The organism is Salinimicrobium tongyeongense (assembly GCF_026109735.1).
GTDB classification, from domain to species: Bacteria; Bacteroidota; Bacteroidia; order Flavobacteriales; family Flavobacteriaceae; genus Salinimicrobium; species Salinimicrobium tongyeongense.
Window position 1 is genome coordinate 1063029 of the sequence record NZ_CP069620.1, and the last position, 16430, is coordinate 1079458.

Genomic DNA, 16430 nt, shown 5'->3' on the forward strand with positions numbered 1-16430 from the left:
TCTTTTCTCTTTAAGATTTATATCAGGTAATCAGGTGTGTAAACCACATTCCCGGTTGCTTAACGCCTTGGTGGGATCAAAATATCTGAATTCGTTGGGGAGGTTATTTTCAACAAGATATTTGTCCAGCTTTTCGTCACTCCAGTGGTAGAAAGGACTCACTTTTAATATTCCGTCTTTGCTGTAACTCAAAATGCCAATACTATCCCGAAAAGCAGTTTGTCCTTTCCGCAAATTGGTAAACCAAACATCGGGCTCATGCTCCTGCATGGCGCGTTGAAAAGGCTCGAGTTTTACCTGCCGGGTAAACTCGGCATGGTTGGGATCATCTACCTGGGGTATGCCCTCAAAAATGGCATCTCTATAGGCAGCTGTTTGAAGAGGCATATACAACTTCACATTGAGGTTCAGCTTGTCTATAACTTCTTTGGCATGCCTGTAGGTTTGGGGCGTATTATAGCCGGTATCACACCAAATCACTTTTATAGTGGGCAGGATATCTACACAGGCGTGAAGTATAGCTGCTTCATAAGGCCTGAAGTTGGTAGTGACCACCGGACGGTGGCAATTATCGATCACCCATTGAATTACTTCTGCGGGCGGAATCCCCTGTAAGTGCCTGTTAAAATTTTCAAGCTCTTCTTGTGTAAACTTTTTCATATTTATCCCTTTCCAAAATTGATCTTGTTCCATATTCTTTCGTGTCCAAAGTAGAGCAGCATCTTAGTGATCACTTCTACCGTTCCTATTGCCAGTGCCGTCTTAATTTCCCCGGTTAAGAACCAGGATACAAGTATGGTATCCAGGGTTCCTATAATTCTCCAGCTTATTGCTTTAGCAATGCTCCGTACCGGCTTTTCTGAAGCCTTTTCTTTCTTTTCACTTCTCCTGGAGAATACCCGATCTAATATCATAATCCTTATTTTAATCCTATTACCCTATCGGAATAGTAGGTTATTAGACAAAGAAAATAAAATATTTTCCTAAATCGGCTGTTGTGACCGATTATTTACATTTTAATTAACTGCGTGCCTGTTATTGTTTTGTGATATCGGCTAGGGTATTATTGCCCAGCACCTTCAAAGTACTGTCCCGCACCTGTATCATAAGCTGGTGCACAGAGCAGGTCACCTCATCCTTGCAGTCATCGCATTTCTCATAGTAGTTAAGGCTCACACAGGGCACCATGGCTATAGGCCCTTCCAGGATCCTTATCACGGCCGTCATTGGGATCTCAGCCGGGTTTTTGATGAGATAATATCCTCCTCCCTTGCCCTTTTTGGCACCCAAAAATCCTGCTTTGCGCAGTTGAACCAGAATACTTTCCAAAAATTTATGGGAGATATTCTCACTTTCGGCGATCTCTGAAGTTTGCACAGGTTTCTTTGCCGGCTGCCTCGCAATGTAGGTAAGGGCTTTTATCCCGTATTTTGTCTTTTTTGAAAGCATAAGGCGAAGATAATTATTTATCTTCTTTCTATGCTGCGAAATCCTCCTCTCCCGTTTCTGCTGAATTACTCCCATTTCCTTTTATTTTTTCAGGTTTAAAGCATTTTGTAAATCGGCATAAATATCCTGCCAGTGCTCAAGTCCTACCGAAATCCTCACCAGGCCGGGAGTAATCCCGGCTTCCAGTTTGTCTTCTTCTGAAAGCCTGCCATGCGTGGTTGACGCCGGATGGGTGACGATGGTCCTGGTGTCTCCCAGGTTGGCGGACCTGGAGCAGAGTTGTAAGTTGTCTATGAATTTCCTCCCTGCTTCCAATCCTCCCTTTATTTCAAACGAAATGATATTGCCGCCCAGCTTCATTTGTTTCTTTGCCACCTCATATTTAGGATGGGATTTCAAAAAGGGATATTTCACATTTTCGGCATTTTCTTCCTTTTCCAAAAGTTCAGCTATTTTCAGGGCGTTCTCACAATGCCTGTCAAGCCTTACCGGCAGCGTCTCCAGGCTTTTTGACAGGATCCAGGCATTGAACGGGGATAAAGCCGGACCAGTATTACGTGAGAACAGGTAAATTTCCCTTATCAGGTCTGCGCGGCCAACAGTCACGCCGCCAAGCACCCGGCCCTGCCCGTCCATTAATTTGGTGGCCGAATGTATCACCAGGTCGACACCAAATTTAATCGGGTTCTGCAGGTAAGGCGTGGCAAAACAGTTGTCTATAATAAGCAGCAGGTTGTGCTTTTTGGCTATTCTTCCCAGGTTTTCCAGATCCAGAATATCCACCCCCGGATTTGTAGGAGATTCGGCAAACAAAATCTTCGTTTCCGGCTTTATGAGGCTTTCGATTTTCTCCTCTTCGTGAACATTAAAGTAGCTGTGCGAAATGTTCCACTTCGGAAAATACTTAGTAAAAAGGCTGTGGGTTGATCCAAAAACAGATCTTGATGATACAATGTGATCGCCGCTGTTTAGAAGACTGGCCAGTGTGGAATACACAGCCGACATGCCCGAGGCAAAAGCGAAACCTGCCTCTGCACCTTCCAAAAGTGCCACTTTTTCAGCAAATTCTGAAGTATTGGGGTTGCTAAACCTGCTGTATATATTTCGTTCCTTTTCTTCAGCAAAAGCAGCCCTCATTTCTTCGGCATCTCCAAAAACATAACTTGAGGTGAGAAAAAGCGGAGACGAATGCTCCTGGTACTGTGTGCGCTCCAGTTGGGTACGAACTGCCTGTGTTTCTATCTGTGACATAGCCTTGTTTTTATAATTTTTCTGCTAATTGAAGAATATCCGAGACCACTCCCCTGGCCGTTACTGCTGCCCCGGCACCGGCTCCCTGTATCACCAGCGGCCGTTCTCCATACGATTCGGCGTAGATCTCAAAAGAAGAATCGGCATGTTTAAGTGCCCCAAAAGCTGAAAATTTCTTCTCTTTTACCAGCTTCACTTCAAGCGTTCCCAGGGCAACATTCAGCTCTCCCACGTGCCGAATCACTTCGTCCTGCCCAAGTTCCTTCTTCAGGTTGAGAAAAACCGGATCGAGGTCTTTCTTGTTTTTCTGAAATTCCTGTAAAGTAGACTGCCCGTTAAGATGCACCGGCACCAGGTCTTGAATGTCAATTTCTTCAAATTCTTTCTCCAGCCCCAGCTCCCTGCCCAGAATGAGTAATTTCCTGGCCACGTCTTTCCCCGAAAGGTCAACCCGCGGATCGGGTTCGGTAAAGCCTTTCTCTCCGGCTTCGGCAAGAACTTCAGAAAAAGCTTTATCCTCATCACAATAGGTATTGAAAATGTAGCTGAGAGAACCCGAAAATACACCTCTTACCTTTGTCACCCGCTCGTTTGACCTGTGAAAGTTGCGCAGCGTTTCCACAACTGGCAAACCTGCACCCACGTTGGTCTCATAAAAGAAATGCCTGTTGTGCTCCTGCAATTTTTTCCGCAGCCCCGCATAAAATTCTGAAGAGCGGGTATTTGCCACTTTATTGGCCGCAACTATGTGAAAACCGGCCTCAATGAGCTCAAAATATTTGTCTACAAAATCTTCACTGGCCGTTGCATCTACGGCAATGAGGTTTTCATAGCCCTGCTTTTTCACGTATTCCAAAATATCATCAAGTTTGTACGCAAAGCCCAGAGTGTTGAGATCGGCTTCCCAGGAGGGCTGCTGATTCTCATTTTGAAAATATGCCCTGGTAGAATTGGCAATTACCGGAAGGTTGAGCTCTACTCCTTCTTTCTGGCGCAGCGATTCGCGGGCCTCCAGCAATTGTGCTACCAGTTTACTCCCTACGTTACCGGTTCCAAACAGGACTATATTTATTTTCTTCATTATGAGTGACATTTTGTTTAAAAATGGGGGTTAGAATTTGTGACAGTTGCTCGTATTCAATAAGAAAAGCATCGTGCCCGTGAATTGATTTGATCTCGTGATACTGTATATTTTTTTTCTCTTCGGAAAGCTCCCTGTAAGTTTCCCTTACTTCCTGCGGAAGAAAAAACAAGTCGGAATCTATCCCAACCAAATGGATATTCCCGCTGATGGTTTTTGCGGCGGCTGAAGGTTTTTCCCTGCCTCCCGAAATATCTATTGTGGTGAGCAGGTGGTTCATGAGCTTGTATGATGCAAGTTCATAGCGTTCCTCCAGCTTCCTGCCGTGATGGCTCAACCAGTTGGCAACTTCAAACTGGGCGTTTTCCTCATTCTTTTTTCTTCGGAATTTTTCAGAAAAAGAGGCCGGGGTCCTGTAAAAGGTCATGGCATGCATTCGCGCATCGTGAATGGGATCTGCCGAATTGTTAAGGATCTGGTCCTGCACCTTGCACTGCCCCAGCACCCAGTCGGTCGCTTTGAGGTCGGTCGCGATAGGCACAAGGTTCTCGATAAGGTTTGGTTTAAGAGCTGCCAGGTGCCAAACCAGGGCTCCGCCTATAGACCCGCCTATGGCCGCAAAAAGTTTATCAATATTCAACTTTTCAAGCACCAGCGAAAATAGGCGGGCCACATCATCGAGGTTAAACTCGCTGTAGTTGTGCAACAGCTGCCTTTTTTCCCCACCTGCGCCATTGCCGGGCACATTGATCGCCAGGACCGTGAATTTATTGGTGTCAACGCACTTTTCGGGGCCAATAAGCTCCTTCCACCACCCTGTCTCTCCCGAAACATCGGCATTGCCGGTGAGGGCATGATTTACCAGCACCACCGGTGCCGTGCCAGTTTCCCTTCCAAAAATGCGATAAAACACCCGTATTTCCTGAAAGCTGCCGGCTGAATTTTGAAAATGTGGAAATATGATCTCCTGTAACATAAATAATCGTTTGCCTGGAACAGAGGAGGTTTTCCGGCTGTTCCCAGTTTGGGTTTAAACAGATTTCACATTCTTCTTTGAAACAGCCGCAGCCAGTGCCTGTTCTAAATCGGCTTTGATATCTTCGAGATCTTCAAGGCCTACAGACAGTCTTACAAGATCTTTGGTTACGCCGGTAGATTCCTGCTGCTCATCATTGAGTTGCTGGTGAGTGGTACTCGCCGGGTGAATGATCAGGGATTTGGTGTCACCAATATTGGCCAGCAGGGAGAAAAGTTTGGTCTCATCAACCAGTACCTTTGCGGCTTCATACCCGCCCTTTACGCCAAAAGTGATAAGGCCGCTTTGCCCTTTTGGAAGGTATTTTTGAGCCAGTTCATAGTATTCGCTCGTTTCCAGCCCCGGATAGTTCACCCAGCTCACTTCCTCTTTTTGCTGAAGCCATTTTGCCAGAGCCAGAGCATTCTCGCTGTGCTTTTTGATCCTGATCTCTAAAGTTTCCAGTCCCTGAATAATTTGAAAAGCATTAAACGGACTCAGCGCGGCACCAAGATCCCGCAAGCCTTCAATCCTTACTTTTGCTATAAAGGCCGCTTCTTTTAAAGCCTCGTGGTAAACCAGGCCGTGGTACCCGGGAGAAGGTTCGGTGAACTCAGGGAACTTGCCGTTGGCCCAGTCGAATTTTCCGGCATCTATGATGACTCCACCCAAAGAAGTTCCGTTACCGCCAATGTATTTGGTAAGGGAATGAATTACAAGGTCGGCCCCGTGTTCAATAGGCTTTACGAGTGCTGAAGTCGCTACCGTATTATCAACAATAAATGGCACTTTATGCGCTTTGGCTACTTTAGAAATGGCGTCGAGGTCAAGCACGTCCAGTTTCGGGTTTCCCAGCGACTCGGCAAATACCGCACGGGTGTTCTCTTTAACTGCATCGGCAAAGTTTTGTGCGTCCTGTGGATCTACAAAAGTAGTGGTGATCCCCAGCCTTGGCAGGGTGACACTTAAGAGGTTATAGGTGCCTCCATAAAGGCTGCTGGAAGCTACAATATGATCTCCGGCTTTAAGCAATGTGAGCAGGGTGGTGCTGATAGCTGCAGTTCCCGATGCTGTTACCACAGCCGCAATCCCACCTTCGAGGGCTGCCAGTCTTTGTTCCAGTACATCGTTTGTAGGGTTGTTCAACCGGGTATAGATGAATCCGGGTTCTGCCAGGGAGAAAAGATTCGCAGCGTGGTCTGAATCTTTAAACACATAAGAAGTAGTTTGGTAAATGGGAACTGCTCTTGTGCCTCCATTTGCTGTTACGTCATGTCCTGCATGCAGGGCGTTGGTCGAAAATTTTTGTACTGTACTCATGGGTTCAATGTTTAAGGTTTAAGGAATAGTAGTTAATTGTTAATTGTTAATCGGTTTGTCATTTATTGTTGCAATTGTCGGTTCCCGGTTCTCTTTTTTTGTAATCTCGACAGCGCATTTTCTTTCGGAGAAAGGAGATGCGACGAGAGATCTCATTCGGTTTTCCCCTGTTATTGTTTTCTACTCATTGTTGTTTGATAATTGTTCATTGTTTGCTTCTGCCTGCTGTCTACTCAAATCTTCCTTCTAAATTTCCCTTTCTTCGGAGGGGTGCCCGCAGGACGGGGCGGATTGTTAAAAAAAATCCCTTTGGCTGGCTTGCCAAAGGGATTTTTAGTACTCAATATATAACTAACTTAGATCCTCATTTTTTGGCAATAGCTGGTGGGGCGCACATCATGCACATCATCATACAACACATTATCATGGCTACTGCTTTATACATTTTTCTTTTTTTATCTATCAAACTCAATTCTGAAAGAGGTGTCAAAAATGCCATTTTTGGCACCTCAGCTTTTTAATTTTTACTGCAACAAAAAAGCCGCTGCGGTGGCAGCGGCTTCTTGCAAATTTTATCTTTTCAGGATCATGCAATAGGACGCGCTGCGGAAGGTTTCCACATCATGCACATCATATTACAAATTACCTGGTTCATTTCTCGTTTTGTTCTGTCACAAAGTTAACGACAGAAAATTCATTTCTCCAAAATAAATTTTCATTTTTTTTGCCCTCCTGTAATTTAAACCTTTCAAAATGCCGGGCAAACCATAGTAAATACAGCAGCTTAAGCCACATAAAATTATTTTTCTTTCTGCTTTTTAATAGAAAATGCACCACCCAGGTATTTATACTGAATTTTTCCAGCTCCTGAAGGCTTATCTCCTCCCTTCCCCGCCCGACTCCTCTAAAAGGTGTTTATTTTTTTACAAATTTTAAGAGAACCCCGTGCCGGTTTCACAAACTCACGTGAATTTGCTATTAAAATGTATTAAAAATTCCGCCAGAACTCAGTGCCTGTCTACCTTCGTACCGAATTTGATTTCCCTGAAAAAGGGAGAAAACGTTTAAATCTTTAAAAATGAAAGTTATGAAAAGAGTATTACTGTTAGCTAGCCTTATGATCTTTGGATTTACAGCTACCTCCCACGCACAATTGCAGGAAGGAAACATCATGCTGGGGGCCGATTTGGGTAGCGGCGTCACCACTACCGCCACTAATGGCCTGTTCGGGTTTAACCTTGGGCTCGAAGAAGATTCGGGTTACAACATAGGCTTGAGCCCAAAAATGGGGTATTTTATAAATGACGATTTTGTGCTGGGTGGAATCCTCAATTTGGGTTACTACAATCCGGCGGGAGATGATGACGAGACCAGCAACATGTTCATCTACGGAATTCAGGCGTTTAGCCGGTACTATTTAACCCCCGAAGACATTGAGCTTGGCGACGAGGTGCCTGCAGGGCAGTTCTTCATTGAAACCAACGCTGGGCTGGCCGGAAGCAACATTGAAGACGGGGATACCACAAACGGCTTTGCCTTTGGGTTTGGCCCGGGTTACTCCCTGTTCCTCAACGAAAATGTGGCGCTCGATGCAAGCCTGAAGTACAGCGGCCTTGCCGGTGGTGGTAACGACAACTACACCCACTCCCTTGGCATTAACCTGGGGGTACAGATCTTCCTTTCAAAAAATGAAGCCGAAGATACTGTAGAGCAGTTCTAGGTTTATTTCAAACTAACCAGCTTAAAAAAAGGCTTTTTTGGGTACCCTCTCAAAAAGGCCTTTTTTGATGGTTATTTTTAAAAGGAAAATGAGCTGAAGCGCTAAGGATTGAGCGGTTGTTGGAGCTCTCCCTAAGCCCGGGGCTTAGGGAAGCGACCCGCGAAAGCCAGACGGTACGACCGGCAGGGAGAACCGGAGCGCCCAAATTATTCTTAAAACTGAGATAAAGCGGCTGATTTAAAACAAATTTTATACATTTGCTGCTGATAAATCACAGGGAAAAATTTGACTGATTGCAACCCTCTAAAATGCTAAAGCAGTGACAACTTCTCTAGCGCTTCCTGTCAAATTTTTTCTGAATTTAACTCATAAAAAATAAAGAAGCATGCCATATTTATTTACTTCAGAAAGTGTTTCTGAAGGCCACCCCGATAAAGTTGCCGACCAGATTAGCGATACCTTACTTGACAATTTTCTCGCTTTTGACCCCGAATCTAAAGTTGCCTGCGAAACCCTTGTTACCACCGGGCAGGTGGTGCTTGCGGGTGAGGTAAAGAGCGACACCTACCTGGATGTGCAGTCTATTGCCCGCGATGTGATCAACGATATTGGTTACACCAAAGGGGCCTATAAATTTAGCGGGGACTCCTGCGGGGTGATTTCTTTGATCCACGAGCAATCCCAGGACATAAGCCAGGGCGTTGACCGCGGAAACAAGGAAGAACAGGGCGCGGGCGACCAGGGAATGATGTTTGGTTACGCCACTAAAGAAACTTCTAACTACATGCCGCTGGCCCTGGATATTTCCCATAAGATCTTAATCGAGCTGGCAAAACTGCGACGCGAAAATGACGACATCACTTACCTGCGGCCCGATTCAAAGAGCCAGGTAACCATAGAATACAGTGACGACAACGTGCCACAGCGCATTGTGTCTATCGTGGTCTCTACCCAGCACGACGAATTTGATGAAGATGACCAGCGAATGCTGGAGAAGATAAAAAAGGATATTATCGAGATCCTTATTCCGAGGGTGATCGAACAGCTTCCAGAGTACGTTCAAAAGCTGTTTAACGACAAGATCAAATACCACATCAACCCTACCGGAAAATTTGTTATTGGCGGGCCTCACGGAGATACCGGCCTTACCGGAAGAAAGATTATCGTAGATACTTACGGCGGAAAAGGTGCTCACGGCGGGGGCGCATTCTCGGGGAAAGACCCAAGTAAAGTAGACCGTTCAGCGGCTTATGCGGCAAGGCACATCGCCAAAAACCTAGTGGCTGCAGGAGTGGCCGATGAGGTGTTGATACAGGTTTCTTACGCCATTGGCGTGGTAGAACCCACCTCTCTGCTTGTGGAAACCTACGGCACCAAAAAAGTAGACATCAGCAACGGGGAGATCGCAGAAAAAGTGCTGGAGATCTTTGACATGAGGCCTGCTGCCATTGAAGACAGGCTGGGCCTTAGAAATCCTATTTACAGGGAAACCGCTGCCTATGGCCACTTCGGAAAAGAGCCGCGCAAAGAAAGAAAGATCTTTAAGAGCCCCTACAACGGAGAAAAGACCATTGAAGTGAACCTGTTTACCTGGGAAGAACTCGATATGGTTGACAAGGTAAAAGAGGCTTTCAAAATATAAGACCTGCAATAAAACCATAAAAGGGAGGCCGACTTTAAAATCGGCCTCCCTTTTTATTGCTGTAGCGCCTGGTTTTTTAGCTTTAAAACCTGTAAACCAGCCCCAACAGAAATTGATCTTCCCCGCTGTTAAATGTGACCTGCACATTTTCCTGCAGGTAAGGCCGGGTAAATATAAAACTGCTGCCTATACCTATCACCGCCCCGGCAAGTATGTCGTAGCCGTCGTGCCGGGTGGCGTTAATACGGCTATAGGCCGTCCAGCCGGCAAGGGCATAAGCCGGGATTCCGTATTTAAATCCGTAGCGTTTGTGAATAAAGGAAGCCGCCTGAAAAGTAATGGACGTATGGCCCGAGGGGAAAGCCTGCCCGCCACTGTTAAACGGGCGCCTCTTGTTAATGGCATATTTTAGCCCCACCGTTACCGCTATATTAGTTGCAAAACCTTTACTGAACTGCCAGAAGCCCTGCCTGTCTTTCATTAGCGCAGTGGTGAGCACTGCGCTTGCCGGCAGTGCCAGCAGGATAATATCGCCGCTGGTTTCTACAGCCTCACTGTTGGGTTCAATAAGCTGTGCCTGCATGTTTGAAGGCAGGCTTAGCAGAAGGCCAAACAGGAAAAGAAAAACAATCTTTTTTAGCCTGGCCGCAAAAAACCTAATTGCTTCAGGATCTGAATTCGGGGAATAGTTCATTAAAAATTATTGCAATTTCAGGGTTAAACTAAATAGTGGGGGTTCCTCCGGTAACCTGTACTGTAGAACCAGTCATATAACTGGATCCTTCGGAAGCCAGAAGCACAAAAGGCGCGGCTAGTTCTGCCGGTTGCCCCGGCCTGCCAATGGGCGTATTCTTACCAAAGTTCTCTACCTGGTCCATCGGCATGGTTGAAGGGATCAAAGGCGTCCAGACCGGCCCCGGCGCCACACAATTCGCACGGATTCCCTTGGGTGCTAAAATTTGCCCCAGGTTAGCCGTAAAATTCTGGATCGCTCCTTTGGTGGCCGCATAGGCAAGGAGTTTTGGGTGGGGTTTATAGGCATTGATAGAAGTGGTGTTAATAATGGTACTTCCCGGCTTCATATGAGGTTCTGCGGCTTTTACAAGGTAGAACATCGAATAGATATTGGTCTTGAAAGTCTTGTCCCACTCATCACTCGGAATATCCTGTATGCTCTCCCGCGCCATTTGAAAAGCTGCATTGTTCACCAGGATATCAATTTGCCCAAACTCATCTACGGCTTTTTGCACTATATTTCTACAATGTGCCTCTTCGCTCACATCACCGGCCACTAAAATAGCTTTTTTACCGGCTTCCCGCACATGTTTTGCGGTTTCCTCAGCATCTTTATCTTCGCTAAGGTAAGCGATAAGCACATTGGCGCCCTCTCTGGCAAAGGCAATAGCCACAGCTCTTCCAATCCCCGAATCTCCGCCGGTAATTATGGCATTTTTGCCCTCCAGCTTGCCCGATCCTTTATAAGATTCTTCGCCGTGATCTACTTTAGGCTGCATTTTCGCTTCTTTTCCCGGCGTGTCCTGCTGCCGCTCCTGATCTTTAAAAGGAGGTTGTGCTTCCTTTTTCTGCGGGTGCTTCATTTCTTTGTTGTCATCTTTCATAGCTCATACTTTTTTTGAAGAGGTTCCAAAAATGGCATTTTTGACACCTCATGTTTCCGCATGAATTTACGGAAAGTAACTCGCGGCACAGAAATGAAGGAAACTAAAATTTTGCTAAAAGTCTATTTTAGTACATGTTGCGCCAAAAGTTTCTGAACCTCATAGACATTTACCGATTTGTTGAACCTCCTGCAAATACTGGGCTGCTGCTCCGAAGAAATCCAGATCTTTAGCTCGGCATCGAGGTCAAAAGTCCCTGCTGTTTCCACGCTAAACCGGGAAATACTTTTGTAGCTTATGGATAAATACTGGGTTTTGCTCCCGGTAAGCCCCTGTTTATCTACCAGGATCAGCCTTTTGTTAGTAAAGATAAAGGTGTCCCTGAATATCTTAAAGCCCGCTTCAATTACTTCGGAATCGCACAACAGCTGCGCGAAATCACTTTGTAGTTTTTGATTGTCTACCGCCCCGGCATTGCCCATTAAAGATGAAAAAATTCCCATGGTGATTTGTGTTTTTCAGGAAATTTAAAACAAATAATCCATTTTTTGAGCTTCTGGATCGTGGCCTTTGAGAAAGCTTTAACAAGCTGCCTTCGCTTTAATGCCTATTTTTAGAAAAACCTTGTACTATGGCCTTCTTCGGAAAAGTGAGAAACACCATCAACCTTTTAAAGAACATTGATCTTGACCAGCTGGCGAAGATCAACAAACAAATAGATCTTTCTGAAGCCATGCAAACCCTGGGGCAGCTGGATGACAATCAGCTCAAGGGGCTCATGAAAATGCTGAAGACCAAACGCCGGAAAGGGCAGCACGACCTGCCACCTATTGACGGGGATTTTTACCAGCTCGACCTGAAGCTTTCCGAAGAACAGCGAGAGCTTCAGCTAAAGGTGCGCAACTTCATGGAAGACGAAGTGCGCCCCCTGGTGAACGACCACTGGAACAGGGCAAAATTCCCGTTTGAGATCATAGAAAAATTCAAGAAGCTCAACATTACCGGAGTTCCTTATGAAGGATACGGCTGCCCAAATTTGCCATTTTTGATGGAGGGCATTATTGCGCAGGAGATCGCACGGGTAGATGTTTCCATTTCCACTTTCTTTGGCGTACACAGCGGGCTGGCCATGGGCTCTATTTATCTCTGCGGAAGCGAGGAACAAAAAGAAGAATGGCTCCCAAAGATGCAGCGCCTGGAAACTATTGGCGCCTTTGGCCTTACCGAACCCAACGTGGGCAGCGGTGCTGCCGGCGGGCTTGAAACTACCTGCAGGTGGGATGGCGAGCATTGGGTACTCAACGGACAGAAAAAATGGATTGGGAATGCCACTTTTGCCGATGTGATCATCATCTGGGCGCGTGATGAAGACTCCAACCAGGTAAAAGGCTTTTTGGTTAAAAAAGACAACCCCGGCTTCAAGGCTGAAAAAATGGAAGACAAGATGGCGCTGCGAATCGTGCAAAACGCCCTGATCACTCTAAACGATTGCAAAGTACCTGAAAGCGACCGACTTCAGAAAGCAGAATCATTCAGGGATACGGCAAAAGTGCTTAAAATGACCCGGGCAGGGGTAGCATGGCAGGCTGTGGGCTGTGCCCGGGGTGCTTATGAAAGTGCTTTGAAATACACCAAGAAAAGGGAACAATTTGGAAGGCCAATTGCTTCCTATCAGCTTATACAAAACCACCTGGTTGAAATGATCGCCAACCTCACCTCTATGCAAACGCTCTGTTTCAGGTTATCTGAACTCCAGGACCAGGGACTTTTAAAGGATGAGCATGCATCTTTAGCAAAAGTCTATACCAGCATGCGAATGCGCGATGTGGTGAGCAGGGCCCGCGAAGTGATGGGAGGCAACGGGATTCTCCTGGAATACGACGTTGCCCGCTTTGTAGCCGATGCCGAAGCCATTTACAGCTATGAAGGCACCAAAGAGATCAACTCCCTTATTGTGGGAAGGGCGATCACGGGCTATAGTGCGTTTGTAAATTAGGCATAAGACCGCTGCGCTGCTGGAACTTACAGCCAAGATGAAGTAGGCAGTGCACAGTTTTAAGCTGGCAGTTAAAAAAGAGCCAAGAGCCAAGAGCCAAGAGTCAAGAGTCAAGAGCCAAGAGCCAAGACTTATAGTAACCAGGGTACAGTTTTAAGTTGGCAGTTGTGAAGTGGAGAGCGGAGTGGTGAAACGGAATTAGTGAAAAGCTCCTCTCTTTTGAAGAGGCGGGGTGAGGATGAGAAAAAGTAAGCAGTTCGCAGTATCACGTAAGCAGTAAAAAAATAAAAAAGTCTAGATTCTGGCTTCTAGCATCTAGTCTCTTAATAGAAAATCACCCAGCCAATGTCATTTCTAATCATGAGTCCGCAGAAAGATCCTAAAGCCTGGATAGAGGCCTTGAAAGCCGAAGCACCAGATTTAGATCTGGAAGTATATCCTGAAGTTAAAGATCCCAAAAAAGTGGAATATGTACTTTCATGGAAGCACCCGCACGGAATTTTTCGCGATTACCCAAACCTGAAAGTAATAGCCTCTATGGGTGCAGGCATAGATCACATTATTGGCGATAAAGAAATTGCGAAGCACATAAAGATCACCCGCCTGGTTGATGAACAGCTCACCAAAGACATGAGCGTGTTTGTACTTTCCCTTATTCTCGAATACCTGCGAAACCTGAAGGAACACCATTGCAGCCACGAATGGAATCCAAAGGCTTACGGGCGGCCAGAAAACACACAGGTGGGAATAATGGGCATGGGCGTACTGGGAGTGGGCGTCGCCGAAAAACTGATCCGGAATAAATTCAATGTCACCGGCTGGTCAAAGACTAAAAAGGAAATTCTGGGCGTGACTACCTACCACGGCGATGAACAGCTGCAGGAGTTTTTAAAAAATACCCAAATACTGGTGAATTTGCTGCCGCTGACTTCCAAAACAAAAAACATCCTGAATAAACAGCTTTTTGAGAAGCTCCCAAAAGGGGCTTATGTGATCAACGTGGCCCGGGGGAACATCTTATAGACGATGACCTGCTGGAGATGATCCATACCAAACATCTGTCTGGCGCTGCCCTCGATGTTTTCCGGCAGGAACCTTTACCCGCAGAACACCCTTTCTGGAAGAACGAAAAGATCAAAGTGTCTCCACATATAGCAAGTATTACCCATCCCAAAAGTGTAGTGCCGCAGATTCTTGAGAATTATAAGAGAATGAAAGAAGGAAAGGAATTGAAGAACGTGGTTGACAGGGAGAAAGAGTATTAGTATTCAGTGGTCAGTGGTCAGTGGTCAGTATGTACGTCCCTGATATAGGTTGACCATAAAATCAACTTACATGAAGTCAAATATTCGATTGCTCAGTAAACATCGGAAATTCTCCGATGAGTTCAAAAGACAAATTGTGAATGATTATGAAAGTGGCAGGTACAGTGTATTTCAACTGTCTAAGCTTCACGGAATGTCACGGTCTATGATCTATAACTGGATTCATAAATTTTCTACCTTTAACGAGAAAGGTTATAGAGTTGTAGAAATGAAAGACAGTAGCAGTAAAAAGATGCAAGAGCTGGAGGCCAAAAACAAGGAACTGGAAGCAGCTTTAGGGCGTAAACAGATACAGTTGGATTATTTAGAAAAGATGATCGAACTGGCTAAGTCAGAACTCGATATCGACATTAAAAAAAACTACAGCACCCCACAATCAACTGGTTCAGGAAAAACAAAGAAAAAGTGAGTTATTCCATGAATCAATTCTATGAAGGCATTGGGATCAGTAAACAAGCTGTCCATCAATATGCTAGAAGACAAAGAATTTTTGATCATCGTTTGATGGAATTAATGTCTGAAGCTGATGATATTCGTAGAGATCATCCTGGTTGTGGGGTGGAAAAAATGTACTATACTTTAAAGCCTGATTTTATTGGGAGAGATCGTTTTGTAGAGACTTTTATGCAATTAGGTTATCGTCTCAAAAGAAAGAAGAATTATAGACGCACAACCATTGCCGGTAATATCTACTATCCGAATAAAATTAAAGGAATAAAGATCAATGCACCTTCGGTAGTATGGCAAAGCGATATTACTTACTATCGGGTAGGAGACAAATTTTATTATGCAGTATTTATAATTGATGTTTACACCAAGAAAATAGTCGGTTATGAAGTCTCTGATCATATGAGAGGGACAGCAAATTTAAAAGCTTTGAAGATGGCTTTAAAACAAAACAAAGCTCCTAAGATCCATCACTCAGATCGAGGAAGCCAGTATACGTACAAATCTTATACTGAACTCTTACAATCAAATACGACCACTATAAGTATGGCCTTAAGTGCTCAGGACAATGCATATGCCGAGAGGATCAATAGAACAATAAAAGAGGAGTATCTGGATCACTGGAAGCCACAATCCTTTAGCCAACTCAAGAACCAGGTGAACAAAGCAGTAAAAAATTATAACACCAAAAGATCCCATGATCATTTAGAGAAAAGAAACCCTGAAGAGTTCATTAGTTATTGGTCAACCCTCAAAACAGAAGAAAGACCAATTATTACTATTTTTGATAATGAAAATTAATATCTAAAACCGGTCAACACTAATCAGGGAAGTTTAGTAAAAATATCATTTTATAAATTTCCGTAAGCGACAAACCACGAACAACAAACAACAAACAAACCAACATCATGAAAGAACTAAAGAACATTCTGGTAGCTGTAGATTTTAATGATGCCGTAGGAGATTTACTGGGATATGCCGAAGGCCTGGCCCTAAAATTTGGTGCCAAGGTTTGGGTTTTGCATGTCGCAGCTCCCAACCCCGATTTTGTAGGCTATGAACCGGGGCCGCAGTACATAAGAGACTTTAAAGCAGAAGAATTTCGGGAAGAACATCGCAACCTGCAAATGTATTGTGACACCTTCCTTAGTGAAAATATTGAAAAAGAAGCTTTGCTCATTCAGGGTTCTACCATTGAAGCTGTACTGGAAGAGGCAAAAAAGTTAAAATCTGACCTGCTTATTGTGGGCACCCATAAGCACAGCTTTCTGCACAACCTCTTACAGGAAAGTGTTTCCCTGGAGCTGCTGAAAAAAGCGAGTATTCCCATTTTGACAATTCCAATCGAGGAGTGATTTTTTAAAGTGATCAGTATTCAGTGGTCAGTCATCAGTAAAAAATAAAATTTAAAAATATTCATTTTATTATCTGCGCAAATCTGTGAGATCTGCGGGAAACCTTTTATGGGAGTAAAAAAATCAATCATCAATGGTCAGTCATCAGTCTTCACTGAAAAATCATCTGTGGGCAGTGCCATTCTGAAATTCTTAATCCTGTCTCTTGTT

Annotated in this window: 16 protein-coding genes and 1 pseudogene; 7 read left to right on the plus strand and 10 right to left on the minus strand. The window is 44.9% G+C overall.

The window, feature by feature from the left end:
- Positions 1 to 30: 30 nt before the first annotated feature.
- The 7 genes from JRG66_RS04620 to JRG66_RS04650 all read right to left on the minus strand — a co-directional run bounded on the left by JRG66_RS04620 (position 31) and on the right by JRG66_RS04650 (position 6116).
- Complete coding sequence (locus tag JRG66_RS04620) at positions 31 to 660, minus strand: phosphoadenosine phosphosulfate reductase domain-containing protein (protein WP_265164593.1); 630 nt, start codon at positions 658 to 660, stop codon at positions 31 to 33.
- Between the two features lie 2 nt (positions 661 to 662).
- On the minus strand, positions 663 to 914 hold the full coding sequence (locus JRG66_RS04625; RefSeq protein WP_265164594.1) for a DUF2061 domain-containing protein: 252 nt from the start codon (positions 912 to 914) through the stop codon (positions 663 to 665).
- A gap of 121 nt (positions 915 to 1035) precedes the next feature.
- A complete protein-coding gene (locus tag JRG66_RS04630) occupies positions 1036 to 1449 on the minus strand; it encodes an RrF2 family transcriptional regulator (protein ID WP_265165406.1) in 414 nt (137 codons plus the stop codon).
- 81 nt (positions 1450 to 1530) lie between these two features.
- The gene (locus JRG66_RS04635; RefSeq protein ID WP_265164595.1) at positions 1531 to 2700 is read right to left on the minus strand and encodes a trans-sulfuration enzyme family protein; all 1170 of its coding nucleotides are present in this window, start codon (positions 2698 to 2700) and stop codon (positions 1531 to 1533) included.
- A 10-nt stretch (positions 2701 to 2710) separates the two neighbouring features.
- Complete coding sequence (locus JRG66_RS04640; RefSeq protein ID WP_265164597.1) at positions 2711 to 3781, minus strand: homoserine dehydrogenase family protein; 1071 nt, start codon at positions 3779 to 3781, stop codon at positions 2711 to 2713.
- On the minus strand, positions 3744 to 4757 hold the full coding sequence (locus JRG66_RS04645; protein ID WP_265164598.1) for an alpha/beta fold hydrolase: 1014 nt from the start codon (positions 4755 to 4757) through the stop codon (positions 3744 to 3746). The genes JRG66_RS04640 and JRG66_RS04645 overlap by 38 nt, the downstream gene beginning before the upstream one ends.
- 54 nt (positions 4758 to 4811) lie before the next feature.
- The gene (locus JRG66_RS04650; RefSeq protein ID WP_265164599.1) at positions 4812 to 6116 is read right to left on the minus strand and encodes an O-acetylhomoserine aminocarboxypropyltransferase/cysteine synthase family protein; all 1305 of its coding nucleotides are present in this window, start codon (positions 6114 to 6116) and stop codon (positions 4812 to 4814) included.
- Positions 6117 to 7203: 1087 nt separating this feature from the next.
- Between JRG66_RS04650 and JRG66_RS04655 the strand changes: the two genes are divergently transcribed.
- Both JRG66_RS04655 and metK read left to right on the plus strand, forming a co-directional pair.
- The gene (locus JRG66_RS04655; RefSeq protein WP_265164600.1) at positions 7204 to 7836 is read left to right on the plus strand and encodes a porin family protein; all 633 of its coding nucleotides are present in this window, start codon (positions 7204 to 7206) and stop codon (positions 7834 to 7836) included.
- A 385-nt stretch (positions 7837 to 8221) separates the two neighbouring features.
- Entirely contained in the window at positions 8222 to 9478 is a 1257-nt protein-coding gene (metK, locus tag JRG66_RS04660; RefSeq protein ID WP_265164601.1) for a methionine adenosyltransferase, read from the plus strand.
- Positions 9479 to 9560: 82 nt separating this feature from the next.
- On the opposite strand, the gene JRG66_RS04665 is transcribed toward metK, so the two are convergent.
- The 3 genes from JRG66_RS04665 to JRG66_RS04675 all read right to left on the minus strand — a co-directional run bounded on the left by JRG66_RS04665 (position 9561) and on the right by JRG66_RS04675 (position 11600).
- A complete protein-coding gene (locus JRG66_RS04665) occupies positions 9561 to 10172 on the minus strand; it encodes a phosphatase PAP2 family protein (RefSeq protein WP_265164603.1) in 612 nt (203 codons plus the stop codon).
- Between the two features lie 28 nt (positions 10173 to 10200).
- The gene (locus JRG66_RS04670; protein ID WP_265164605.1) at positions 10201 to 11097 is read right to left on the minus strand and encodes an SDR family oxidoreductase; all 897 of its coding nucleotides are present in this window, start codon (positions 11095 to 11097) and stop codon (positions 10201 to 10203) included.
- A 122-nt stretch (positions 11098 to 11219) separates the two neighbouring features.
- On the minus strand, positions 11220 to 11600 hold the full coding sequence (locus JRG66_RS04675) for a PH domain-containing protein (protein ID WP_265164607.1): 381 nt from the start codon (positions 11598 to 11600) through the stop codon (positions 11220 to 11222).
- A gap of 128 nt (positions 11601 to 11728) precedes the next feature.
- On the opposite strand from JRG66_RS04675, the gene JRG66_RS04680 reads away from it, so the two are divergent.
- From JRG66_RS04680 to JRG66_RS04700, 5 genes and pseudogenes are all read left to right on the plus strand, one after another.
- A complete protein-coding gene (locus JRG66_RS04680) occupies positions 11729 to 13093 on the plus strand; it encodes an acyl-CoA dehydrogenase family protein (RefSeq protein ID WP_265164608.1) in 1365 nt (454 codons plus the stop codon).
- 630 nt (positions 13094 to 13723) lie between these two features.
- Positions 13724 to 14358: pseudogene (locus tag JRG66_RS04685) on the plus strand (NAD(P)-dependent oxidoreductase).
- A 70-nt stretch (positions 14359 to 14428) separates the two neighbouring features.
- Positions 14429 to 14827, plus strand: coding sequence for a transposase (locus JRG66_RS04690; RefSeq protein WP_265163188.1), 399 nt, complete (start codon positions 14429 to 14431; stop codon positions 14825 to 14827).
- 8 nt (positions 14828 to 14835) lie between these two features.
- Positions 14836 to 15666, plus strand: coding sequence for an IS3 family transposase (locus JRG66_RS04695; protein ID WP_265163187.1), 831 nt, complete (start codon positions 14836 to 14838; stop codon positions 15664 to 15666).
- 107 nt (positions 15667 to 15773) lie between these two features.
- Positions 15774 to 16220 (plus strand): universal stress protein, encoded by a 447-nt coding sequence (locus tag JRG66_RS04700; RefSeq protein ID WP_265164610.1) that lies wholly within the window; start codon positions 15774 to 15776, stop codon positions 16218 to 16220.
- Positions 16221 to 16430 lie beyond the last annotated feature (210 nt).

Excerpts from the sequence above, each read along its gene's own strand:
- JRG66_RS04620 (WP_265164593.1), bottom strand. The coding sequence starts at position 660 with ATGAAAAAGTTTACACAAGAAGAGCTTGAAAATTTTAACAGGCACTTA.
- JRG66_RS04625 (WP_265164594.1), bottom strand. The coding sequence starts at position 914 with ATGATATTAGATCGGGTATTCTCCAGGAGAAGTGAAAAGAAAGAAAAG.
- JRG66_RS04630 (WP_265165406.1), bottom strand. The coding sequence starts at position 1,449 with ATGCTTTCAAAAAAGACAAAATACGGGATAAAAGCCCTTACCTACATT.
- JRG66_RS04635 (WP_265164595.1), bottom strand. The coding sequence starts at position 2,700 with ATGTCACAGATAGAAACACAGGCAGTTCGTACCCAACTGGAGCGCACA.
- JRG66_RS04640 (WP_265164597.1), bottom strand. The coding sequence starts at position 3,781 with ATGAAGAAAATAAATATAGTCCTGTTTGGAACCGGTAACGTAGGGAGT.
- JRG66_RS04645 (WP_265164598.1), bottom strand. The coding sequence starts at position 4,757 with ATGTTACAGGAGATCATATTTCCACATTTTCAAAATTCAGCCGGCAGC.
- JRG66_RS04650 (WP_265164599.1), bottom strand. The coding sequence starts at position 6,116 with ATGAGTACAGTACAAAAATTTTCGACCAACGCCCTGCATGCAGGACAT.
- JRG66_RS04655 (WP_265164600.1), top strand. The coding sequence starts at position 7,204 with ATGAAAAGAGTATTACTGTTAGCTAGCCTTATGATCTTTGGATTTACA.
- metK (WP_265164601.1), top strand. The coding sequence starts at position 8,222 with ATGCCATATTTATTTACTTCAGAAAGTGTTTCTGAAGGCCACCCCGAT.
- JRG66_RS04665 (WP_265164603.1), bottom strand. The coding sequence starts at position 10,172 with ATGAACTATTCCCCGAATTCAGATCCTGAAGCAATTAGGTTTTTTGCG.
- JRG66_RS04670 (WP_265164605.1), bottom strand. The coding sequence starts at position 11,097 with ATGAAAGATGACAACAAAGAAATGAAGCACCCGCAGAAAAAGGAAGCA.
- JRG66_RS04675 (WP_265164607.1), bottom strand. The coding sequence starts at position 11,600 with ATGGGAATTTTTTCATCTTTAATGGGCAATGCCGGGGCGGTAGACAAT.
- JRG66_RS04680 (WP_265164608.1), top strand. The coding sequence starts at position 11,729 with ATGGCCTTCTTCGGAAAAGTGAGAAACACCATCAACCTTTTAAAGAAC.
- JRG66_RS04690 (WP_265163188.1), top strand. The coding sequence starts at position 14,429 with ATGAAGTCAAATATTCGATTGCTCAGTAAACATCGGAAATTCTCCGAT.
- JRG66_RS04695 (WP_265163187.1), top strand. The coding sequence starts at position 14,836 with ATGAATCAATTCTATGAAGGCATTGGGATCAGTAAACAAGCTGTCCAT.
- JRG66_RS04700 (WP_265164610.1), top strand. The coding sequence starts at position 15,774 with ATGAAAGAACTAAAGAACATTCTGGTAGCTGTAGATTTTAATGATGCC.